The following is a 23993-nucleotide window of genomic DNA, read 5'->3' on the forward strand; positions in this document are numbered from 1 at the left end:
GCTTTTTTTCTTTTTTGCGCCAGTTAGCGACCTGTGTTACACTGGTTCTAGAATTTATTCGAGGTGACGAATCGTGAAAGAAGGCAAACTGGATAACGAAGTACTCGAGCATTCCGTACTTTCTAAGTAAGAAGCTTTATGCGCTGACTTAGGGTCCTGAATCTCTTATGATTTGGGACTCTTTTTTTGAAAAATAACTAAATTATGCTATAATGCATTTTAAGAAACTACAATAATTCTGGAGTGTGATTGAATTGGAACCTAGTGACTTATGGCAGAGTATTTTACTGATTGTGCTTTTGATGATGTCGGCATTTTTCTCTGCCTCAGAGACGGCGCTGATGTCTCTCAGCAAAATTAGACTCAGGCATATGTTGGAAGAAAACGTCAAGGGGGCAGATCGTGTCTCAAACCTTTTAAAATCTCCAAGTCGTATGCTGGGCGCCATATTGGTCGGCAATAATATTGTCAACATTGCTTCATCTGCGCTGGCAACGTCAATTGCCATTACGATTTTTGGCCCTGTAAAAGGTATTGGGATCTCGACGGGTGTCATGACGCTGCTCGTTCTGATCTTTGGGGAAATTACGCCGAAGTCGCTTGCTTCAGAGCGTTCTGAACAAATTGCACTTAAAGTTGCTACACCTATTTCTTTTCTGATGGTGCTTATGACGCCGGTACTGACATCCATAATGTTTGTCACAGGGCTGCTGATCAAGCTGTTGGGCGGAAGTCCGGACAAAGATCAGCCGTTCATCACCGAGGAAGAGCTGAAGACTATGGTTACTGTCAGCCACGAGGAAGGCGTCCTCGAAGGTGATGAAAAGAAAATGATTTACAACGTATTTGAGTTTGGGGACTCACAAGTTGGAGCTGTCATGACACCTAGAACGGATATGGTCATGATTGAGAAAAACACGGAATTTGAGGAAATTGTGGATATTTTCAAGAGCGAAAGGTTTTCGAGAATCCCCGTTTATGACGAGACGCCGGATAATATAATTGGTCTTTTGAATGTCAAGGATCTGATTTTTTATGAGCCGGTTCATAACACATTCAAGATAGAGGATTTTATCAGGGAGCCCTATTTTACTTATGAATTCAAGATGACCAGCGAGCTTTTCTCGGAGATGAGATCAAAACGCGCTGCTATAGCTATAGTTCTGGATGAATACGGCGGAACTGCGGGTATGGTCACCCTGGAGGATCTTGTTGAGGAGATCGTGGGAGATATTCAGGATGAATATGATGACCATGAGGTTTCAATTGAAGTGGTCCAGGAAGATGAGTATATAGTGGACGGCTCAACCAGGATTGATGTGGTTAATGAAATGCTGGGGCTTCGTATTGAAACCGAGGATTTCGACTCCATAGGCGGCTTTATCATAGGTGAATTTGGCAGATTGCCGGAAGTTGGAGAGCGCATTGAACATGGCAATGTTGAGTTTGTCGTTGAGAGTATTGAGAAAAACAGGATAGAGAAGCTCAGGATTTTGACCTGATGCCTTGTGGGGATGTGACATTTTGGTGGCACATCCTTTTTATATTTTGTCGATCTTAGGATCAAAAAAGCCAGCTGTCAGTGACAGCTGGCGCCTATTTACGTATACAGTCTGCTAAACTTCAATTAATCTAAGTGGCTCTTCGATGATCAGATCCGCATCAGTCGCTGCTCGGAGTTCGTCTACAGAAACACCTGGGGCAATTTCAAGGACTTTTAGTCCTGCAGGCGTGACCTCCATGACCGCCATTTCAGTGACGATCAAATTAACTTGTGCCTTAGCGGTTAAAGGCAGCGTGCAGTTTTTCATAATCTTTGGTTCGCCCTTCGCCGTGTGCTGCATGGCGACAATGACGCGTTTGGCGCCAGTCACCAGGTCCATGGCGCCGCCCATGCCGGGCACCATTTTTCCTGGAACCATCCAGTTGGCGAGGTTTCCATGCTGGTCCACCTCGAGTGCGCCAAGAACAGTCGCATTGACATGTCCACCGCGGATCAGCCCAAAGGAGAATGCGCTGTCGAAGAAACAGCCCCCTGTCAGAACGCTGACAGGTTGTCCTCCGGCGTTGGTGATTTCCCAGTCAAAGCAGGTTGCCTCCGGCACAGGGCCAAGTCCGATCATACCGTTTTCTGACTGGAAGTTGACGTCAATATCAGGCGGAATAAAATTGCCTACCATAGTAGGAAGGCCAATGCCGAGGTTGACCAGATCGCCGTCATTCAGTTCTTTTGCGACGCGGCGTGCGATAAATTCTTTTGGATCCATCATGCCTGATCACCTCCGACAATAGCATGGACCAGTACGCCAGGTGTCATTACGTCGTTTGGATGAATTTCTCCAACTTCGACGAGTTCCACAGCTTCAACAATGACAAGATCCGCAGCCATTGCAATAATCGAATTGAAGTTTCGCGTTGTACCATTGTAATACACATTGCCTTTACGGTCTACTTTTGAGCCGTACAATAAGGCGACATCTGCCCTGAGAGGCAATTCGAGAAGATACTCTTTGCCTTCGATAGTTAGTTTTTGTTTGCCTTCTTCCACTACCGTACCCAATCCGGTTGGTGTCAGAACGCCACCGAGACCTACGCCACCCGCGCGTATTTGCTCGATCAGTGTGCCTTGTGGGACTAAAACGACTTCTGTTTCTCCCTCAGTCATTTGACGGCCGGTTTCTTTATTGGTGCCAATATGGGAGACAATAGCCTTTTTGACCTGTTTTGAGACTATGAGTTTGCCAAGCCCCTTATCCGGAAATGAAGTGTCATTGGCAATAATGGTCAAATCTTTGATCCCAAGTTCGACGAGCTTATCAATCATGCGCTCTGGCGTTCCACACCCAAGGAACCCACCGATCATGACTATCATGCCGTCGTGAATTTTCAAAGCGGCTTCATCAATAGAGATTATTTTGTTCATGTAATCCCTCCTATGTTATTACACGACCCTATTGATATATTATCAGAAAAGTGCGTAGTTGCCACCTCATTTTATTAAAACCGGTCAGGCAATAATGGTATAATAAATTCAAGTGTTGAATAAAGGATGATTGGACCGAATGGATAGTGCTAAAGAAACTCATGCAGCAGAAAAAAATACCTTGAGCGGTTTTGTCGAAGAGATCGTATACAGAAATGACGAAAACGGTTTTGCCGTCATAGTGGTGGACTGTGAGGGTATTTATTGGCATGCCAAGGGGATCATGCCCTATGTCAGAGAGGGCGAGCAAGTGGTTCTTACTGGCAGATTTGTCGACCATCCAACCTACGGAATGCAATTTGATGCCAAGCAATGTGAGGCAACTCTGCCAGCTACAGAAACGGATTTGCTGCGTTATTTGGGCTCGGGCATGATCAGAGGTATTGGTCCCTCAATGGCAGCCAAGCTGATTGAGGCTTTTGGAGAGGAAATTTTTGACATCATGTCCTATAATCCTGACAGGTTGTTGGCGGTACCCGGGATTGGCCGAAAGAAACTGGAAGAGATAATCTTGTCCTACAGGGAGCAATTTGAATCCAGAGACGTGATATTGCAGCTGCAGAAGCTAGGATTGACAGCGCAGATGTCCCTCAAGGTGTATCAGATTTTAGGTGCGGATGCGGTAAGCTTGGTTCACAGAAACCCTTATCAACTGGCTGAACTTGTGGATGGCTTTGGTTTCAGGCATGCAGACGCGCTGGCTAGACGGATGGGGCTGGATCCAGGTTCCCCGGAGCGGGTCAGGGGCGGACTGCATTATGTTTTGGTTGACAGTGCCTCTCAAGGGCATACTTTCATACAGAGTGCCGGATTGGGCACACAGGTTTCTGAACTGTTGAGCGTTCCTGTCGACACGGTTCTCAAAGTGCTCGGTGAAATGGTCCTTAAAGGTGAACTATATCTCGAAACCGACTCAGAGGATCTTGAGGAGATGAAGGACGCCGTCTATTTGCCGTCACTTTACATGGCGGAGTCCCTCGTTGCCCGCTTTATTGCAGAAATGATTGGAACCCCTGTCGGTAAAGTCAAAGCAGATCTGGATGATGAGATCGACAAAATAGAGATGCGCTTAGGCATCGCATTTTCTGAACTGCAGAGGCAGGCAGTCAAAGCCGGAGTTGATGAAAAACTCGCAGTCATCACTGGCGGCCCGGGGACCGGAAAAACAACAATTATAAATGGTCTGATTAGGATTTTCGAAAGCGCGGGCATGAGCATAGCCCTCGCTGCCCCTACAGGTCGCGCCGCCAAGCGCATGACGGAAGCGACGAAAAGGGAAGCAAAGACTATTCATAGATTGCTTGAGTATAATTATAGTGAAGATAAAGAATTTCTGAGCTTTCAGAGAAATGAAGATTCACCGCTGGATGCGGATGTCTTGATCCTGGATGAAGTCTCTATGATTGACATCATCCTGATGCAGCATTTGGCAAAGGCTATCAAGCCGGAAACTAGGCTTATTCTTGTCGGTGACGCAGATCAGCTGCCCTCAGTCGGCCCTGGGAATGTACTTCGGGACATAATAGATTCTGGCCGAGTTCCGGTGATTCGACTGACAGAAATTTTCAGGCAGAGCGAGCGCAGTATGATCGCCATCAACGCGCATAGAATCAACCATGGGGAGTATCCTTTGCTGAATGATCGGGACAAGGATTTTTTTCTGGTGAGCGCCAGACAACAGGACGATATTTGTTCCCTCATTGTAGACCTTGTAAAGCGCCGGCTTCCTGAGTATTATGGGGTGGATCCCATCAAGGATATTCAGATTCTGACTCCTGTGAAAAATTCCAGGGTAGGCACGAAAGCACTGAACGAACTTTTGCAGTATGCCCTCAACGGAAATGAAGACAGGCCTCACAAGAAAATAGGTGACCGTGTGTTCAAAGTGGGCGACAAAGTCATGCAAATAAAGAACAATTACAACATGAAATGGGTGACGGATGACGCTGTGGAAGGCGATGGTGTCTTTAACGGCGATATGGGATTCATAGAAACCATCCTGGAGTCAGAGCGTAAAATGGTCATTCGCTTTGATGATGACAAGCTTGCACATTACCAATACAACCAGCTTGAAGAGGTGGTGCACGCCTACGCAGTCACCATTCACAAAAGTCAGGGCTCGGAATATCCTATTGTCGTTATGCCGGTCACCTGGTTCCCCCCTATGCTGATGAGCAGGAATATACTCTATACGGCAGTGACGCGCGCCAAAAAAATTGTCGTGCTCGTTGGGGATGAGAAATATATGAAGATGATGGTGGACCGGACAGACGTCAGTCAGCGCAATACAGCACTGAACCGGAAAATAACCCGGCAGGCTGAGTTTATTGAAACTATGGGAGAAAAGGTCAAAACCTGAATCTCAACCATTTTTTATAATAACATGCGCTCACCCCGCTCACATTTTGGATTGACGGAAGCGCACGGAGGGATTTTGTGGTCCTGGACCTCAAGCACTTGATCAGAAAGGCGGCCGATTTTTGGTTTCCCAGAGGCATTACCTGTATTGGCTGCGGTGAGGACATTTTTGATGAGCGCTATGGGTTATGTCCCAGCTGCCTTAAAGATTTGGGAATCATTTACGGCCGAATTTGCAGACGCTGCGGCAGACCTTTGCCTGAAATGTCCACCACCCTTTGCTATGCCTGCTTTGGCAAACTGACCTCATTTAAGGGCAACGTGGCTGTAGCTGCTTACTCTGACTTTGCTCAACAGCTGATCTTCAAGTATAAATACAAAGACCACCGCTATATTGGTTATCATATGGCTGAAATGATGGCGGAACTCCTTCAAACTACCTGGATCAGTGATGTCGACTGCATTGTGGGCGTGCCTTCTTCAAAGAAAAGGATCAGACAACGCGGCTACTGCCAAATGGCGCTGTTGGCAGAGCATTTAAGTGAAATGACTGGCCTTAACCATCTAAGACGCATCCTGATCCGAACTCAGGATACACCTAGGATGAAAAAATTGAATCGGGAAGCCAGAAGTCAGGCTTTGAAAGGCTGTTTTGAAGTACGGACACCCGAATACATTGTCGGGCGCTCTGTATTGCTCATTGATGATATCATGACGACAGGCGCGACACTTGAGGTTTGCTCTCGAGCCTTGCTTGAGGCCGGCGCTGCAGAGGTTTGGACTATGACATTTGCGACGGTGTATGATAATCAACCATCGGCAAATAAAAGTTTTTTAGAAAAAATCCTTCAACATTTTTAATTGTTAAAATCATGTTAATTGAAAATTGTTTGACCGCGCAGGTTAGGGGTAAAATCATAACAACTTCATCAGGATGGGAGGAGCGCATAATTAAGACCCACTTATCTGGAAGTGACATAAAGAAATCCCGGAAGGAGTTGTTGTTATGAATGTGATCGTAGCAGGTAGAAATGTGGAGATTACGGAATCTCTGAAAAAGATGGTCGAGGAGAAACTGGACAAATTCCAAAAGTATTTTAAAACTGATGTGGAGGCGACTGCCACCTTTAGTGTCCAGAAAAATCGTCAGATCGTCGAGATTACGATCCCTCTTAAAAATGGTGCCATCTTCCGAGTCGAGGAATCTTCGCCTGACATGTATGCATCAATTGACATGGCCGTGGAGAAGCTCCAGAAGCAAATTTCCAAACATAAGACGAAACTGGAAAAACGCTATAAGAGCCATGACACTATCCGCTTTGAGTATATCCCGGAGAGCACCTATGCTGCTCCTGTGGAGCATGGTATCGTCAAAACCAAGCGGTTTCCTGTAAAACCAATGGATGCTGAGGAGGCCATCCTTCAAATGGAATTGTTGGGTCACAACTTTTTTGTCTTCCGGAATGGGGAAACGGACGAAGTCAATGTCGTTTATCTCAGAAAAGATGGCAAATATGGTTTGATTGAGCCAATGCTTTAAACTATCCAGCCTGGGGCTTCAGCCCCAGGCTTTTTAATTGACTTTTTACAGTTGTGTTACAATTGGATTAAATGCTCGAGAATAGTGTAAATTATTTGAAAATAAGCCTCAAATCAGTGATTGACGCTATTTGCAAGACTTCATTTTTTTTGTATAATGACTTTAACATGGTACTCAGAATGGGGGAAATACGCATGGAAGAAAAAGTACTTAAGTATGAAGACGTCATAAATAAACTGTCGGGCGTCATCGCTTCCAAAGTCGTACTGGATGGGCAGGAAATTCGCGAAATTCACGTATTGACTAATCGAACCAGAGCCCCAAAACAGATTTCCAGAGACATCCAATCCTCGCTGACGGCGTATTATGGCATGCCTATTGATCATAGAATGATCAGCATCGCGCAAATAGAAGACGGATCCAGAGACAAGCGTCTTGAGCGCATCCTTTTGTCAAAGGTTACATACGAGGTTGAAGAAGATAATATTGCGACAGCTACCGTCAAACTGAGAATGTTTGACGAAGAATTTATTGGAACTTGTAAAGGCGTAAACTCACTGCGCAATGCCATGAGACTGGTTGTAACAGCGACACTGAACTGTGTGCTCAACATGCTGGAGTCAGATCGTCAACTCGTGGTGGAAGACGTTGAAATCAATCTGCTGGCGAAAACCAGAGTGGCCATGGTGGCAATTTCCCTTGCTGACAGCCATGATGAGCAGCTGTTGGTCGGCGCGGCAGTGGTCAGAAAGTCTGAGAATGAAGCTGTTGTCAGAGCGACGCTTGACGCTGTGAATCGCAAGATGTATCAACTGTAATACGGCACCAAATCCTAATTGGCAAAAAATTCGGTCGGTGTACCAAAGCGCAAATCAGGAATGCCCTTAGCGAAGAGTAAGACAACCTGCAGCCCATAGCGAAGCAGCAGAGTCAGCTCACAAGGGGGTTCTTTTCAATGAAAAAGAGATTATCTGTAGTAGTCATGTCGTTCTTGTCTCTTTTACTGGCTGGTGGAGCTTACTTAGGCTGGAAATAGCCTAAGCCACCGATCGACCGACCGAATTTTTTATTTAGTACGAACTAATATGGGAGATCCTATATGAAACAAAACATAGGTTTGAGAGTATTCACTTCATTGATTATTTTATTTGGTTTTTTTATTATTTTTGAAGCGGGACAAATGATTAGCACTGAAACAAAAGTGACTTCAGTGCTTTTTTTTGCTTTCCTTTCATTTATTGCAGATTCAATGATAATCCAAATAAGTGAAAAAAAATATGTATCACTTGGATTTGCAATTGGTTTAGCTGCAATTCTTTTATTTGATCCATATACTGCAGCGGCAATAAATTTTTTGGGAACGTTTTTTAGTGTGTTTTATTCTGATGGGAAATACCGACACATATTTAACAGTTCAATATACAAACGACTGTTTAACGGCAGCGCATATGCAATTGGGTCACTAGTTGCAGGTAATGCTTATGCAATGAGTCACTCCATTTTACCAGCATTTACAGTGTCTGGTTTCGGTATTATAAGTATTATCGTGGCTGTTGCGGTTAATATATTAATCAATATTTTGATTTTTATTCTCCTATATGCTCTGCTAGATCAGTTAGAACTTAAAGAAGTCATGCATGAATTATTCTGGATCACCCAGAATTTCATTGGAATATCACCAATTGGCGTCTTTATGGCGATCTTGTATAAAAATAGCGGCTGGTTTATGGTGTTATTAGTTCTCGGTCCTCTTCTCGTAGCCCGCTATAGCTTCAAACTCTATCTGGACATGAAAAACCAGTATTTTGAGACCATAAAGACCCTCTCCAACGCGCTGGACGCCAAGGACGAATACACCAACGGTCACTCGCACCGCGTCGCGCAAATTTCAACTATTATCGCAAAGGAAATGAAAATACCGGTCCTGTTGATAGATGAAATCAAGACGGCCGCTATTCTCCACGACATTGGAAAGATAGGCATCAGTGATGCCATAATCAATAAGCCCGGCAGACTTGAGGACCACGAGATGGCCATTATCCAGAAGCATCCTGAGATTGGCGCTAATATAGTCAAGGATGTCAAATCCCTTGAGGATCTATCAAATTATATCCGGTATCACCATGAACGCTACGACGGGAAAGGCTATCCAGAGGGGATCTCCGGCGCGGATATTCCCATTGAGGCAGCCATTATTGCCGTGTCGGACTGTTTTGATGCCATGACTTCAGACAGGGTTTACAGAAAAGCTATGTCCTTTGAGATTGCGCTGTCCATCATTAAGGAGGAGCGCGGGAAGCAATTCCATCCGGAGGTCGTTGACGCGTTTGTCCGCTGTGCAGATAACGGACAAATTCCAAAAACACATGAAATGATGTGAAGCCTATGCTGATAGAAACTACAATTTTAGGTCTGTTGATCGCAGTGGTCAGCAATCGGTGGCACTTTTTGGTCGAGAACATCAAGATCAAGGGTGTCTGGCTCCCTTTTTTGGCGGCTGTCATTGAAGCTGGAATCCAACTGATTTTGAATCGGGGAACCGCAGAGATGCGAGGGATCATCTTCGACTATGAACTGACGCTGATGGTGCTCGTCTACTCGTTATTGGTAGCTTTTTTCGCGCTCAATCTCAAGACGCCTGGCGTGGCGATTCTTCTGGTTGGTGTCGCCCTCAACATGATTGTGATTTTCTCAAACAATGGAAAAATGCCGGTGGATATCGATATGGCCATCAGCTATGGCTTTACGCAGACGGCGGAGCAGCTTAAATCAGGATTGGTATTCGGACACTCAGCCATTAACTCCGAAACGACAAAACTGACCTTTCTCGCGGACATACTGCATTTAAGACCGCCATACCCAATGCCCAAGAGTGTCAGCCTTGGAGATTTGGTTCTGGATTTAGGCATTTTAATGGTCTTTATACTGAACCTGCGAGAAAATCCCAACGCTTTAGAGAAGGAGGAAACCCATGTTTATTGAAGCTTTAGCCCTTGGCCTGATCGCCGGAATAGTACGCAGCGGCAGGGTCAGAAATCTGCTTGAGCTGGAGATCGCGGGTGTCAGCCTGATTTTAACAGCAGTGGTACTTCAAATACTGCCCATTGTCCTCGAACCTTTTATTAAGTCTGAAAACTGGCTCTCTTTTCTGCCGTTCGCAGGGAGCTTGGTCATGGTCGCAGCCATAATTATGAATAGAAAGAAGAAGGGCTTTTTCATTATTTTGATTGGTGCGCTCCTGAATATATTGGCTATGGCTGTCGCCGGATTCAGAATGCCGGTAACTGAAGCCGCGTTGTTGAGAGCGGGTATGCAGTCCTTGCTTGAGACCATTCAGGATGGTTCGGTGATCAATTATATACTGGTCACGAGCGCAGATGGACTGAGCTACTATTTAGGTAAAGTCATCGCGCTGCCAGAAATCTATCCGCTGTCTAAATTGTTTAGTGTGGGGGATCTGTTCATCAGTGGCGGGCTCGCCTATTTTATTCAGGATACCATGCAGAATCAGTGGTTCAGAAAAAGCGGCAGTATGATCAATTACAGATTCTAACTTGGGATAAAAGGACTGCTGGTTAAAGGCAGTCTTTTTTGATTTAGAAAATTGGGCGGAGGAATGAGCAAACCTAAGCAGTAGTGGGATTGACGATATCGCGGCACTTCGGAATTCTTGCCGGTAAGACGTCTGATTTTAATCTTTACATGGCACTAGATTTAATCAAACGTTAAGATAAATGTGATAAAGTCGTGTAGGTGTTGTGATATAATGTATGAGGTATCTTTTAAAGTAGGAAAGGATTGAAAAGCATGGCTTTGTTGGATAAATTGTTTGGTAACTTCAACGATCGGGAGATAAAGCGTCTCTCGAAAATGGTGGATCAAATCGAGGCGTTTGAGCCTCAAATGCAGAAGCTGAGTGACGCTGAGCTGGCGGGAAAAACTGTCGAGTTTAAAGAGCGGCTCGCAGCCGGGGCAGACCTTGCGGATCTTTTGCCGGAAGCGTTTGCTGTAGTGAGAGAGGCGAGTGTCAGAACTATTGGCTTAAGACATTATCCTGTGCAGCTTCTGGGCGGCATTGTGCTGCACCAGGGGCGTATTTCAGAGATGAAAACCGGCGAGGGCAAAACGCTGGTTGCGACTTTGCCGGTTTACTTGAACGCACTGGAAGGAAAAGGCGTTCACGTGGTCACGGTCAACGACTATCTCGCGAAGCGGGACAAGGAATGGATGAGCAAGGTTTATGGATTCCTGGGCCTCACCGTGGGCTGTATTGTGCACGGAATTGGCACCCAGGAGCGTCGCGCGGCTTACAATGCGGACATCACCTACGGCACGAACAACGAGTTTGGCTTTGATTACCTCAAGGACAACATGGTGGTCTTCAAGGAACAGATGGTACAGCGGGAACTGAACTACGCCATTGTGGACGAAGTGGACTCTATTCTCGTGGACGAGGCGCGCACGCCGCTGATCATATCCGGGGAAGGCGCCAAGTCGACGGATCTTTACAGGGTCGCGGATATGTTTGTCTCGACTTTGAGACATGAGGTTGATTATATTGTCGACGAAAAGCAAAAATCGGTTGTATTGACGGATGACGGCGGCGTTGAAAAGGCGGAGCGTTTCTTTAGCCTTGAAAACCTCAGCGACCCGGAAAATATGGAAATTTCGCACCACATCAATCAGGCGCTGAAAGCGCGTCTGATCATGAAAAAGGATGTGGATTACGTCATTAAGGACGGCGAAATTGTCATTGTTGACGAATTCACCGGACGTCTCATGTTTGGTCGACGCTATTCCAACGGTCTTCACCAGGCCATTGAGTCAAAAGAGAATCTGGAGGTCAGAAAAGAGTCCCAGACCCTTGCGACGATCACCCTTCAGAACTACTTCCGCATGTACAAAAAGCTGGCAGGTATGACCGGTACAGCCAAGACGGAGGAAGAGGAGTTCAAGCACATCTATAATATGGACGTGCTTCAGGTTCCAACGAACCGTCCTATTCAAAGAAAAGACCTCCCGGATTCCATTTATAAGACGACCAACGGCAAATTTAATGCCGTCATTGAGGATATCATCAACCGTCACAAAAATGGTCAGCCAGTTCTGGTGGGTACTATTTCCATTGAAACGTCTGAGTATCTCAGTGAGCTTCTTCGCAAGCGCGGCATCCGACATGAGGTCCTGAACGCGAAGCAGCATGAACGCGAGGCTGAAATCGTCGCCCAGGCGGGCAGAAAGAATCAGGTGACCATTGCTACGAATATGGCGGGCCGCGGTACGGACATAGTCCTCGGCGGCAATCCTGAGTTTATGTCCAAGCGGGATATGTTGAAGCACGGTTATACGGATGAGATGATTTACGAAGTGCTCAGGCCAAAGACACCGGACATTCCGGAGGTCATTGAGGCCAAGGCGTTTTATGAGCAGATCTTCGCTGAGCACAAAAAAGTGACGGATCTTGAAGCGGAGGATGTCAGAAGTGTTGGCGGCCTCCACATCATAGGTACCGAGCGACATGAGTCGAGGCGTATTGACAACCAGCTCCGCGGCCGAGCAGGCCGTCAGGGAGACCCGGGATCCTCGCAGTTCTATCTCTCCTTTGAGGATGAGCTCATGCGCCTGTTCGTCTCCGACCGAGTCAAGGACATGGTTGAGAAGCTGGGCATGGACGAGGACACACCATTGGAAGCCAGCGTGCTTTCAAAATCTATCGAAACCGCACAGAAGCGCGTTGAGGGCCGCAACTTTGGCATTCGTAAGCACGTCCTTCAATATGACGACGTCATGAACCGCCAGCGCACCATCATTTATTCGGAACGTTCCAAGGTTCTCCATGGGGAAAACATGAAGGATCACGTGCTGGGCATGATCGACGAGGTCATCAAAACGTCAGTTGAAGCGTACACCGCCGGAGCGGATTTCCCTGAAGAATGGGATTTGAAGGGTCTTGAGGAGCACCTGCACCAGATCTACCTTCCAAAGGGCGGAATTTTGGAAGAGATGGACATTCCATCCCTTACTCGTGAAACCCTGGAAGAGTCCCTGACTCAGAAGGCTTTGACACTCTATGATGAGAAGGAACAAGCCTTCACGCCGGAGCGGATGAGAGAGCTCGAGCGCTTCCTGGTGCTTCGCGTGGTCGACGACAAATGGATCGATCATATTGACGCTATGGAACAGCTGAAGCAGGGCATTTCCCTGAGGGCTGTCGGCAACGAGGATCCGGTCAGAGCTTATCAGATCGAGGGCTTTGATATGTTTGGCGAAATGATCCGCAACATTCAGGAAGATACGCTTAAGTATCTCTTCCACGCGACTATAGAGACGCGCACGGAGCGCACGAGCTCGGTCAAGGTGACAGCAGAATCCGGCGGTGGCGATACGGTGTCGGTGTCAAAACCATCGGCTAAAAAAGAGGTCAAAGTCGGACGCAACGATCCGTGTCCTTGCGGCAGCGGCAAAAAGTACAAGAAGTGCTGCGGTGCCAACGAAGGGAATTAACTGCGGACGAGCGGCCTGTAAATTCTGGACCAATAACACAAGTCATAGTGAAGTGTTGACCGGGACTTAGAGCCGGTAAATTTAGGGCGCTGTTTGAAGCCCCCCTTGAGAAGGTGATTGGATGTTGGCTATTGAACAAAGAATAAAAACGCTGCGGGAATTGTCGGAGCGTCTGAAAGAACTGAGGGGTTCACTTTGACATCGACCGTTTGAAAACGGAGCATCAGGACCTGGAAGAGAAGACGGTTCAGGAGGCATTCTGGAATGATCCGGACGCGGCTCAGAAAGTCTTGAAGCAGGCAAAGCACCTTAAAGATAAAATTGATCTGTACGATTCACTCGTGGAGTCCCACCAGGATCTGGAGATGCTGGCGGAAATGGCAATGGCGGAATCGGATGACAGCGTTGAACAGGACATTGTCCAAGGCGTGGAGCAGCTCGCTCAGAAAATTGAAGCTCTTGAACTGGAGACCTTGCTCAGCGGGGAGTATGACCACAACAGCTGCATCTTGTCCATCCACGCTGGAACCGGCGGTACGGATGCTCAGGACTGGGCCTCCATGCTGATGCGTATGTTCACACGTTGGGCGGAAAACAAAGGATATTCTGTCAGAATCCTCGATTTGCTGAGAGATGACGAGGCGGGGATTAAAAGCACCGCTCTTGAAATTGAAGGCGAAAACGCCTATGGCTTCTTGAAGTCAGAAAAAGGTGTTCACCGTCTGGTTAGAATCTCGCCTTTCGATTCCTCGGGTAAGCGGCATACCTCTTTTGCTTCGGTGGATGTCATGCCTGTGCTGGACGAGGAAATCACGGTGGAGATTGATCCGGGCGACCTCAGAATTGACACCTTCCGGGCGTCAGGTGCAGGGGGACAGCACGTCAACATGACGGACAGCGCTGTGAGGATCACCCATCTTCCAACCGGCATTGTCGTGCAGTGTCAGAACGAGCGCTCACAGCATTCCAACCGAGCGACGGCTATGCGGATGCTGACCGGGAAGCTCCTCGAACTTAAGGAACGCGAGCACAAGGAGCGCATTGAAGACCTTGCGGGGGACTACTCCCAGATCGCATGGGGTAGTCAGATCAGGTCCTACGTCTTCAATCCATACAACCTGGTCAAGGATCACAGAACAGGCGCTGAAGTCGGCAATGTCTATGGTGTCATGGATGGCGAACTGGATGTTTTTATACAGGCCTATTTAAAAGAAAACTCCAGAAAATCCTGATAGACACATCAGACTAAAAAACCGGTTCGAATATCGCAGCGAACCGGTTTTTCTGTCGGGAGACGGCTGATTGGCGCGGCGGAGAAGGGACGCAGAGGTTAGGCGATCTGCTGACAAAGCGCCGCGGTACCCGTTCGCGCTGCGACGACACTGATTAAAGGGGAAAACAATATGAATATACTTGAGCATTTATCCAAGGAGATGGGCCTGGCGGCCCAGCAGACCGAGGCTATAGTACGCTTGATTGACGAAGGCAACACTATTCCGTTTATAGCGCGTTACAGAAAAGAAATGACGGGCGGTACGGATGATGAAACCCTCCGGGCATTTGATGAACGCTTAAAATACCTTCGCAGCCTGGAGGCGAGAAAAGAAGAGGTTATCGCTTCCATTGAGAGCCAGGGGGCGTTGACGGAAGAGTTGAAAACCGCGATCCTGGAAGCGGTTGTGCTCCAGCGTGTGGAGGACTTATACAGACCTTACAAGCAAAAGCGAAGAACCCGGGCCACCATGGCCAAGGAACGGGGCCTGGAGCCGCTGGCAGACTGGCTGGCAGACGAGAGCAACCGAAAGACCGACGAGGCCGCCTTGCTGACCTTTGCCGAGACCTTCATAGATGAAGAAAAAGAAGTGGCTGATATTGAGGCCGCCTTGGCCGGCGCCAGAGATATCCTGGCAGAACGGCTTTCGGATGACCCGGATCTAAGGCAGGCCATCCGGGCGTTTTATCAGAAGCAGGGCAAACTGCAGTCCAAAGCGGCTGATCCGGATAAAACCTCCGTGTATGAAACTTATTACATCTTTGAAGAGGCCATCAAAACCCTGCCATCCCATAGAACCCTCGCCATTGACAGAGGCGAAAAGGAAGAGTTCCTGAAAGTCAGTCTTCTCATTGACGAGGACCACTTGAGGAAGATGGCGGAGAAACAGTTCATCAAAAATCTTTCCGAGGCTCAGCGCGCTCAGCTGGCCTTGGCAGTCGAAGACGGCCTGAAGCGTCTGCTGCTTCCTTCTATTGAACGTGAAATTCGAAGTGAGCTCACAGAAAAAGCCCAGGAAGACGCCATCCGCGTTTTCGCCATGAATACGAAGCCGCTGCTGATGCAGGCACCTGTCAAGGGGAAAACCGTTCTGGCTATTGACCCCGCCTACAGAACCGGCTGCAAAGTCGCCGTTTTGGATGAAACCGGCCGTCTGCTCGATAAGACCACCATCTATCCAACGAAGCCGCACAACGATATAGAAGGTGCAAAGAGAGTATTACTGGGTATGATTAAGAAACACGGGGTGGATCTCATTTCCATCGGCAACGGCACTGGCTCCAGGGAGACGGAGCAGTTTGTCGGGGAGATGCTGAGGGAAGCGGACCGACCTGTGAACTACACCATTGTCAGCGAGGCGGGGGCGTCGGTGTACAGCGCTTCGAAGCTGGCCAGCGAGGAATATCCGGACCTGGACGTCACCACACGGGGGGCCATTTCTATTGGGCGCCGCCTGCAGGACCCTATGGCGGAGCTGGTGAAAATTGATCCGAAGAGCATTGGCGTCGGTCAATACCAGCACGACCTGAATCCCGCGAAACTGGACGACTCCCTGAAGGGCGTCGTCGAAGCCTGCGTCAACGCGGTCGGCGTCGACCTCAATGTCGCCACGCCGTCTCTGCTGCAATACGTGTCGGGCATTGGCTCCACGCTGGCGAAGTCCATTGTATCCCACAGAGAAGAAAACGGTAAATTCCATAGCCGAAAAGAGCTCCTCAAAGTCAAGCGCCTGGGGCCTAAAGCCTATGAGCAGTGCGCGGGCTTTCTCCGCATAGCGGATGGCACGGAGCCGCTGGACGGTACTTCTGTCCACCCGGAATCCTATGCGGCCTGCAGGGCACTGCTCAAGACTCTCAAACTAAGTCTGGACGAAACGCGAAAAATGGACAGGACTCACTTGTTTGCACGAATGCAGGAATCCACGGGGAAAAAGTCGCCTGAGGAAGCCTTCAAGGCATTGTCAGAGCTGACCGGCGCGGGCATCCTCACGCTGAAGGATATTGTGGAGGAGCTGCTCAAGCCGGGCCGTGACCCGCGTGAGGACATGCCGGGACCGGTCTTCAGAAGCGACGTTCTGAGTATGGAAGACCTGGAAATAGGCATGGTCATGATGGGGACGGTGCGAAACGTGGTCAACTTTGGCGCCTTTGTAGACATTGGGGTCAAGAACGACGGCCTCGTCCACGTTTCCCAGCTCTCGGACAAATTCGTCAAGGATCCTATGGACGTAGTCCGTGTCGGAGATCCAGTCGAGGTCCGGGTGATCGGGATCGACAAGGAGCGCGGCAAAATTTCCCTTTCCATGAAGAAAGCATAATGGCAAGCCTGTAAGGAGCTGATAACACTTGAACCTGATCATAAATTCTGTCGAGGCCATGCAGCGCTTCGGACATTTTCTTGCAGGCTGGCTCGAGTCCGGCGCTGTGGTGGCCCTCACGGGTGACCTCGGCGCAGGCAAAACCACCCTGTCACAAAGCATAGCCGCCGGCCTCGGGGTCAAAGAGGACGTGACCAGCCCGACCTTTGCCCTGATGAACGTCTATAGCACAACAAGCGGCATGGAAGTGTATCACTTTGATGTGTACCGCATCCTCGACCCCTCCGAAATGGAGGACATTGGCTTTGATGACTTTGTCTACGGCAAGGGCGTCAGCCTGATTGAGTGGGCAGGGATGATTGAGCCGATGGTTCCTGAAACCGCCCTCTGGATCGAGATAGGCTACGGCTTTGAAGCAGAGGAGCGATATCTCAGGCTCTCCTCGCCATCCATTGAAACCCGGGCAAAAATCAAAGTGCTTATTGAAGCTTTCAAGGGGGAGGTGGACTGTTCATGAGAATGTTAGCCATTGAAACCTCGTCCCTGGTGGCGTCGGTCGCGGTGGTGGAGGACGATTTGCTGCTGGCAGATTTTGTCCTGCAGCATCCCATGACCCATTCCCAGAAGCTGATGCCCATGCTCGAAAACGCGCTGACCTACCTGGGACTGACCATTCCTGACTTTGATGCGATTGCCGTCACTATCGGCCCAGGGTCCTTTACGGGGCTCCGGATTGGGGTGTCGGCGGCCAAAGGCCTCGCCCAGCCTTTCGGGATTGGCGTCATCCCTGTGTCCAGCTTAAGGGCAACGGCCTATAACGCCTATGATTCCCGGCGGATTGTCGCGGTCATGATGGACGCGCGGCGAAATGAATACTATGCGGGGGCCTGGAAGTTTGAGGCAGAGGGCCTGGCGACCGTGGTGGAAGAGGCCGCCTGGCCGGTGGACGACTTCGCTGCCAGACTTCTGGAGGCTGCTCTGCAGGCCGGGACGGAGGTGCTTCTAATGGGCGAAGGCGCCGCCAAGGCCTACGAACGCGTTCATGCCATTTTAGGCGACCGGGTAACTCTGGCGCCTCAGGAAATGCGCTGTCAAAGAGCCGCCTCTGTGGCTATGTGCGCACGGCTGGAAGGGATACAGGCCGTCGATTACGACAAGGTACCCATGAATTATCTGCGCCGGCCCGAGGCTGAAGTGACCCGCGAGCAGCGGCTGAAGGGGTGAGGGGGATGACAGGTTCTGATCACCAGACACAGGCGAACCGTGTCGCCGGCAGTGTCCTCAGACCCATGGTCCTTGCTGACGTCGACCGCGTGGCTGAGCTGGAAGTGCTCTGCTTTACAACGCCCTGGCCGCGCAGTGCCATTGAGGAAGAGTTGATTTCCAATCCCCGTGCCCATTATTTTGTCTATGAGGTTGGTGGGAAAATCGTGGGGTATTGCGGGTTCTGGCTGATTCTGGACGAGGGTCACATCACCAACCTGGCCATTGATCCGGTGGAACGGTTGAGAGGGTACGCCCAGGACATGATCGCTCAATTTGTGCAGAAGGCCGAGGCCCTTGGTGCGGCGTCCCTGACGCTGGAAGTCCGCAGCGGCAATGCCTCCGCTATTCACGTTTACGAAAAGGCAGGCTTTGTCTCCATGGGCGTGCGAAAGGGCTATTATCTTGACAGCGGGGAAGACGCGCTGATCATGTGGAAGACCATTTGATGAGGTGAGCAAGGTGAAACGTAAATCCGCGCTTTGGGTGCTGCTGGTGCTGGCACTCGTGATCGCCGCTATAGGATTTGTGATCTGGCGTGCGACCCGGATGGAAGACGGTGTTCTTGTCTATACAGATAAAGTCATTTCAAGCGAGGCTGCCGCTTATGTTTACGCCAGCGGTATAGTGGTTGCCGCCGAGGACCGGGATGTGTATGCAGAGGTGCCAGGCGTGGTCAAGGAGGTCGTGGTCGAACTTGGCCAGCAGGTCAGGCAAGGCGATGTTCTGGCGACCCTGGATTCCCAGGCCCTCGACCAGCAGCTGTCGGCCGCGCGCCTTCAGCTTAGCATTGCTCAGGAGACCCTGAAGCAGGCCCAAAGTGCCGGGAAACTCAATTACGATCTGCCGCTGAAGACGGCCACGGCCGCCTATGAGGACGCGCTGAAGCTGGTCGCGGATCAGCAGGCGCTGTTCAACGCGGGCGCCATTAGCCAGTCTGAGCTGGATCAGACCAAGCGCCAGCTCGAGCGCGCTGAAACGGAAAAGCTTTCCGCAGAGCGCGGCTACAGCAGTTATGGCCAGGAAAGCACCCTGCGGATTCAGTCCCTGTCTGTCTCCTCCGCGCGCCTCGCCCTGGAGCAGCTGCAGTCACAGAAGGACAAGCTGACGCTCAAAGCCCCTGCCGATGGTGTCGTGTACGCCATCCACACCAAACCGGGGGAACTGACTGCCCAAACTCTGCCCCTGTTTTCCATTGCTTCCTCTGATCGATTGAAGGTCTCCGCGTCTATCAGCGAATACGACATTGATTCGGTGGCAGTGGGACAATCCGTTATCATCCGAAGTGATGGCTTTGCGGATCAGTACGAAGGCCAAGTGACTTACATTTCTGACGTGGCCGAAAGTCTGGTCAGCGGCCAGTCTTCCGAAACGGTCGTCAAAATAGAAGTGTCCTTCCTTGAACAGGAGACGAAATTTCGTCCGAACTACTCTGCGGCCATTGAGATCCTGACAGCTGAGAAGCCGGCGGCACTGATGGTGCCTTATGAGGCGGTCTATACAGACGCGGCGGGTGTGCGGAGGGTCTTTGTAATCGAGGAAGGCATAGCCAAAGAGCGTTTGGTGACCCTCGGCATTGAGGGGGATCTGAACGTCGAAATCATAGGCGAGGGGCTGGCTGAAGGGGACGTCGTCATCCTCAATCCGACAGAGACTCTGAAAGATGGAGATCCGGTCAAAGTGATCGAGGTGGAGTAGATGATTGACATTCAGGGACTGACTAAAATCTACGATACGGGCAGCATTCAGGTCGAAGCGCTCCGGTCGGTGGACTTTCATGTGGAGGAAGGGGATTTCGTAGCCATCATAGGGGCCTCCGGCTCCGGAAAGTCGACTTTGATGAACATTTTGGGCTGTCTCGACCGACCGACCCGGGGACGATACGTTCTGGACGGCGTTGACGTCAGCAGCCTGAGTGACCCGCAGCTTGCAGTCATCCGGAACCAGAAGATTGGATTCGTGTTTCAATCCTTCAATCTGCTGGCCCGCGTCAATGCTATCAAAAATGTTGAGCTGCCCTTGATCTACGGCCGTGTCCATAAGGCCGAGCGCCACCAAAGAGCTATGGAGGCTCTGGACCGCGTAGGTCTTTCGGACCGAATCGATCATAAGCCCAACGAGCTCAGCGGCGGTCAAAAGCAGCGGGTCGCCATAGCCAGGGCACTTGTGACCCAGCCGGCGATAATCCTGGCAGACGAGCCTACGGGAAATTTGGATTCTCATTCCACCGAGGAAATTATGCAGATCTTCAAGCGCCTGAATGACGAGGGTGTCACGATGATTATAGTCACCCACGAGCATGAAATTGCGGATAATGCCAAGAGAATCGTCACCTTTAAGGATGGCGCCATTGTCACGGATGACCGGAAAACTGGCATCAGTGAAAGGTATTGGCCGGAGGAGATGGCGGCTGGTGCGGATTCTGAAGTAGTCGTCAACTCGGCAGCAAAGGGCTCCGCTGAAGCACTCCTGGTGCCTGAAGCGCCATCCGGGGAGGTGACGCAGTGAACTTTGCAGAGAGCTTCAAGATTGCCCTGGACGCCATTTGGGTCAATAAGATGCGGTCGCTGCTCACTATGCTGGGGATCATCATAGGCATTTCTTCTGTCATTGCTGTGGTGGCGCTGGGAAGCGGCAGCGAAGCAGTCATAGGGCAGGAGTTTGAATCCTTTGGCGTGAACCGCTTGTTTGTGACGACGAGCTACTCGGAAGAGATAACTTCACGAGACCGTCTCAACCACGCGGATGTTGACGCTATTGAACGCAGCTTTCCGGAGGTCATCAAAGCTATGACCATTTCCGTATCCGGAAGCGGACAAATCAAGGGGAGACAAAACCAGGATCCCATCTCTGTCAGTTTGAACGGCGTCAACGAGCGGTATAATAGCATAGAGGACATCAAACTTCTGCACGGCAGATTCCTTGTCGAAGCTGACATCAAGGCAAAGCGCGCGGTGGCTGTCGTAGATGCAAGTCTAGCCACAGAACTCTTTGGCAGAACGGATGTCGTGGGGGAACGCCTGACCATAACCTCCCGGTCGAGTATGTCCTATATTATTGCCGGTGTTTATGAAGCGCCCATGACCTCGTTTTCCAATATTCCGGGGTTTGAAATGCCTAAAACAGTGCATGTGCCTTATACACTCCTCGAACGGCTTTACGGGATTGGAGACAGGGTGAACGGCGTTGAAATCAATCTGGTCATGGAAGCGGATCAAAAGGCAGTTGTCGAGGACATTAAGGCACTGCTGGAGAGACGCCACGATAATATTGGCCAGGAGAAATACATGGTTTTCAGCGCGGAAGAGCAGCTGGAAACTGTGAATCGAGTCCTGGGACTCCTGACTACAGTCATTGGCGCCATAGCGGCGATCTCACTGATAGTGGGCGGGATAGGCGTCATGAACATCATGCTGGTCTCTGTCACGGAGCGCACGCGGGAAATTGGCATCCGAAAGGCGCTCGGTGCAAAGCGCAAAGACATTCTGATGCAATTTTTGGTCGAAGCGGTGATTGTGGCACTGATAGGCGGCGTGATTGGAACGGTTTTAGGAATCGCGTTTTCCTTCGGAATAGCCTGGGTCATCAAAATTCCGCCATCCACAAGCCTTGGCACTATTCTCTTAGCCTGGCTGTTTTCGGCGGGTGTGGGCGTCTTTTTCGGAATTTATCCCGCGAACAAGGCCGCGAAGCTGGACCCTATTGAAGCGTTGAGGTATGAATGAGGTCGGCTGTATTGGCGGCCAACCGTCGTTCAATGAAAGGACAAACGTCGCTGATGCAGGGGACTGTAAAGTCGATCACATTTGACAAATAAGCTAGGAGGGCGTCTATGGAACCTCGAAATCCGAATCAAGATCTGTATGGGCTGGAGCCCATTGAACAACAGGAAAATACGCTGTCATTTTTTAAAAAGGCTGTGTCAATATTTATCAACCCCGTCCGCGCTTTTGAAGCCATTCGTCAAAAGCCAGATGTCTTTCTCCCTTACTGTGCAAGTATGCTGGTGGCGGCGCTGTTTTCGTTTGTCACTATGGGTCTCATGCAAGACTACACTTTGGAGACCATGGCAGCTTCCTATCAGCAAATGGGCATGGAAATACCGGCAGATCAGCTTCAGAGCTTTGCCAGAGTGACCATGATCTCCACAATTGTGGCCATGATTGCGGTCAGCGTCATAGCACCCTTTGTCAAAGGCGCTATTGCTCATCTGCTCAGCCTTGCCTTTGAGGCCAAGACGACTTTTAAACGGAGTCTATCCGTGGTAGCCTACGCTTATCTGATCATGATGCTGGGCACTTTGATTCGAATACCGCTGGCGCTGATGACGAAAAATTATCTCTTCACCTTCTCGCCCGCCATGTTTTTAGGCGATGCAGCACCAACAGATCCGCTCTTTTCTTTCCTTTCTGCATTCGATCTGTTCACGATCTGGTATCTGGCAGTGTCTGTCATAGGCTTTAAAACCGTCCACAAACTCAAGACCTGGCAGGCTGCCGTTGTTGTGCTCCTGCCGTTCGTCATGTCCCTCGTTTCTGCATTAATCCCATTCTTAACTGGTACCGCGGTTTAGTCTTAGTGTTTAAATGGCACTTGACTAAAGACCGCAGACAGGTCCTCTGAAAGCTGCTTAAACGCGGCAGGTTAGAAGGTATGGTTATCCTTTCAGAGGCTTCAGGAGGCATAGTCATGAAATCAATCTTAACGCTGGCTATTGAAACCAGCTGTGATGAAACCTCAGCTGCCGTCGTCCGAAACGGCAGAGAGGTTTTGTCCAATGTCATTTATTCTCAAATTGATCTTCACAAGCTCTACGGGGGTGTCGTCCCTGAAATCGCGTCCCGCAATCATGTCGAAAAGATCAGCGGGATCATTGACGAAGCCCTTCGGGAAGCGGATTGCTCCTTTCAGGATCTCGATCTGATCGCGACGACTTACGGACCGGGTCTGGTCGGAGCGCTCCTGGTCGGTCTCTCGACGGCTAAAGCGCTGGCGTTCTCCCTGAACAAGCCATTGATTCCCGTCAATCACATTGAAGGTCACGTGGCTGCCAACTACATTGCCCATCCTGATTTGGAACCCCCTTTTGCGGCGCTGATCGTCTCCGGCGGGCACACCCATCTGGTCAAGGTCGTGGATTATGGACATTACCAAATCCTTGGGAAAACCCGGGATGACGCTGCCGGTGAAGCCTATGACAAAGTAGCCAGAGCGATTGGGATAGGTTATCCCGGCGGTCCTCAGATTGACCGGCTCGCCAGACTTGGCAATGGCACAGCCATTCCCTTTACCAGAACCTATCTGGAGCAGGACAGCCTGGATTTTAGTTTCAGTGGCTTGAAATCCGCTGTACTCAGCTATCTGAATCAGATGAAGATGAAAGGCGAACCGGTTGTGGTGGAAGATGTTGCCGCCTCCTTCCAGGAAGCGGTAGTCGATGTTTTGACTGACAAAGCGGTCGCTGCAGCGTTGGCTTCAAACGTCGGAACCCTTGTACTGGCAGGCGGCGTCGCGGCAAATTCCCGACTCAGAGAAGTCCTGGACCAAAAAACCAAGGCAAAGGGCATCCGGATGCTTTATCCGCCAATTGAACTTTGTACAGACAATGCAGCCATGATTGGCTGCGCCGGTCACTATGCCTATTTAAATGGACACATTGCGGACATGACCCTGAATGCAGTTCCTAATTTGACGCTGGATGCGCCATCATTCTGAATAACACAACAATTGAAGCGCGGCGCGTCTTTTGACAGCC

General features: G+C 49.9%; 21 protein-coding genes. 19 read left to right on the top strand and 2 right to left on the bottom strand.

Annotated elements, in window-relative coordinates; all coding sequences use genetic code 11:
* Positions 1-245: 245 nt before the first annotated feature.
* Positions 246-1502 (top strand): hemolysin family protein, encoded by a 1257-nt coding sequence (locus OEL90_RS11935; RefSeq protein ID WP_334296981.1) that lies wholly within the window; start codon positions 246-248, stop codon positions 1500-1502.
* A gap of 114 nt (positions 1503-1616) precedes the next feature.
* On the opposite strand, the gene OEL90_RS11940 is transcribed toward OEL90_RS11935, so the two are convergent.
* Entirely contained in the window at positions 1617-2270 is a 654-nt protein-coding gene (locus tag OEL90_RS11940; protein ID WP_330583695.1) for a 3-oxoacid CoA-transferase subunit B, read from the bottom strand.
* Complete coding sequence (locus OEL90_RS11945; protein ID WP_300688842.1) at positions 2267-2923, bottom strand: CoA transferase subunit A; 657 nt, start codon at positions 2921-2923, stop codon at positions 2267-2269. The genes OEL90_RS11940 and OEL90_RS11945 overlap by 4 nt, the downstream gene beginning before the upstream one ends.
* A 139-nt stretch (positions 2924-3062) precedes the next feature.
* On the opposite strand from OEL90_RS11945, the gene OEL90_RS11950 reads away from it, so the two are divergent.
* From OEL90_RS11950 to tsaD, 18 genes are all read left to right on the top strand, one after another.
* On the top strand, positions 3063-5342 hold the full coding sequence (locus OEL90_RS11950; RefSeq protein ID WP_291400269.1) for an ATP-dependent RecD-like DNA helicase: 2280 nt from the start codon (positions 3063-3065) through the stop codon (positions 5340-5342).
* Positions 5343-5419: 77 nt separating this feature from the next.
* Positions 5420-6202 carry a ComF family protein gene (locus OEL90_RS11955; protein WP_300688845.1) on the top strand — a complete coding sequence of 261 codons (783 nt, stop codon included), beginning with the start codon at positions 5420-5422 and terminating at the stop codon, positions 6200-6202.
* A gap of 145 nt (positions 6203-6347) precedes the next feature.
* Positions 6348-6881, top strand: coding sequence for a ribosome hibernation-promoting factor, HPF/YfiA family (gene hpf / locus OEL90_RS11960; RefSeq protein ID WP_291400265.1), 534 nt, complete (start codon positions 6348-6350; stop codon positions 6879-6881).
* Between the two features lie 194 nt (positions 6882-7075).
* Positions 7076-7699 (top strand): hypothetical protein, encoded by a 624-nt coding sequence (locus OEL90_RS11965; RefSeq protein ID WP_291400263.1) that lies wholly within the window; start codon positions 7076-7078, stop codon positions 7697-7699.
* An 815-nt stretch (positions 7700-8514) separates the two neighbouring features.
* Positions 8515-9261 carry an HD-GYP domain-containing protein gene (locus OEL90_RS11970; protein ID WP_291400262.1) on the top strand — a complete coding sequence of 249 codons (747 nt, stop codon included), beginning with the start codon at positions 8515-8517 and terminating at the stop codon, positions 9259-9261.
* Between the two features lie 5 nt (positions 9262-9266).
* Positions 9267-9863 carry a DUF5317 domain-containing protein gene (locus OEL90_RS11975; protein WP_291400260.1) on the top strand — a complete coding sequence of 199 codons (597 nt, stop codon included), beginning with the start codon at positions 9267-9269 and terminating at the stop codon, positions 9861-9863.
* Positions 9853-10434 carry a DUF5317 domain-containing protein gene (locus OEL90_RS11980; protein WP_291400258.1) on the top strand — a complete coding sequence of 194 codons (582 nt, stop codon included), beginning with the start codon at positions 9853-9855 and terminating at the stop codon, positions 10432-10434. Before OEL90_RS11975 ends, OEL90_RS11980 begins: the two co-directional genes overlap by 11 nt.
* 254 nt (positions 10435-10688) lie before the next feature.
* On the top strand, positions 10689-13385 hold the full coding sequence (gene secA / locus OEL90_RS11985) for a preprotein translocase subunit SecA (protein WP_291400255.1): 2697 nt from the start codon (positions 10689-10691) through the stop codon (positions 13383-13385).
* 121 nt (positions 13386-13506) lie between these two features.
* Positions 13507-14617, top strand: a protein-coding gene (gene prfB, locus OEL90_RS11990; protein ID WP_300688852.1) for a peptide chain release factor 2 whose coding sequence is annotated in 2 segments (ribosomal slippage) — positions 13507-13569 and positions 13571-14617 — 1110 coding nt in all. Because the reading frame shifts where the segments join, the coding sequence is not laid out codon by codon here.
* 171 nt (positions 14618-14788) lie between these two features.
* Positions 14789-16975, top strand: coding sequence for a Tex family protein (locus OEL90_RS11995; RefSeq protein ID WP_300688854.1), 2187 nt, complete (start codon positions 14789-14791; stop codon positions 16973-16975).
* 28 nt (positions 16976-17003) lie between these two features.
* Complete coding sequence (tsaE, locus tag OEL90_RS12000) at positions 17004-17492, top strand: tRNA (adenosine(37)-N6)-threonylcarbamoyltransferase complex ATPase subunit type 1 TsaE (RefSeq protein WP_300688857.1); 489 nt, start codon at positions 17004-17006, stop codon at positions 17490-17492.
* Positions 17489-18199, top strand: coding sequence for a tRNA (adenosine(37)-N6)-threonylcarbamoyltransferase complex dimerization subunit type 1 TsaB (gene tsaB, locus OEL90_RS12005; protein WP_300688860.1), 711 nt, complete (start codon positions 17489-17491; stop codon positions 18197-18199). Before tsaE ends, tsaB begins: the two co-directional genes overlap by 4 nt.
* Positions 18200-18204: 5 nt before the next feature.
* Positions 18205-18687 carry a ribosomal protein S18-alanine N-acetyltransferase gene (rimI, locus tag OEL90_RS12010; RefSeq protein WP_300688863.1) on the top strand — a complete coding sequence of 161 codons (483 nt, stop codon included), beginning with the start codon at positions 18205-18207 and terminating at the stop codon, positions 18685-18687.
* A 13-nt stretch (positions 18688-18700) separates the two neighbouring features.
* Positions 18701-19936: an efflux RND transporter periplasmic adaptor subunit gene (locus tag OEL90_RS12015; protein ID WP_300688865.1), complete on the top strand. Its 1236-nt coding sequence runs from the start codon at positions 18701-18703 to the stop codon at positions 19934-19936.
* Entirely contained in the window at positions 19937-20746 is an 810-nt protein-coding gene (locus OEL90_RS12020; RefSeq protein ID WP_291400243.1) for an ABC transporter ATP-binding protein, read from the top strand. It begins immediately after the preceding gene.
* Entirely contained in the window at positions 20743-21963 is a 1221-nt protein-coding gene (locus tag OEL90_RS12025) for an ABC transporter permease (protein WP_291400241.1), read from the top strand. The genes OEL90_RS12020 and OEL90_RS12025 overlap by 4 nt, the downstream gene beginning before the upstream one ends.
* Positions 21964-22070: 107 nt before the next feature.
* Entirely contained in the window at positions 22071-22811 is a 741-nt protein-coding gene (locus tag OEL90_RS12030) for a Yip1 family protein (protein ID WP_291400239.1), read from the top strand.
* A gap of 116 nt (positions 22812-22927) precedes the next feature.
* Positions 22928-23953, top strand: coding sequence for a tRNA (adenosine(37)-N6)-threonylcarbamoyltransferase complex transferase subunit TsaD (gene tsaD / locus OEL90_RS12035; protein WP_300688870.1), 1026 nt, complete (start codon positions 22928-22930; stop codon positions 23951-23953).
* Positions 23954-23993: the final 40 nt, after the last annotated feature.

Origin of the sequence: Acidaminobacter sp. (assembly GCF_030247605.1) — a bacterium.
Taxonomy (GTDB): domain Bacteria; phylum Bacillota; class Clostridia; order Peptostreptococcales; family Acidaminobacteraceae; genus Acidaminobacter.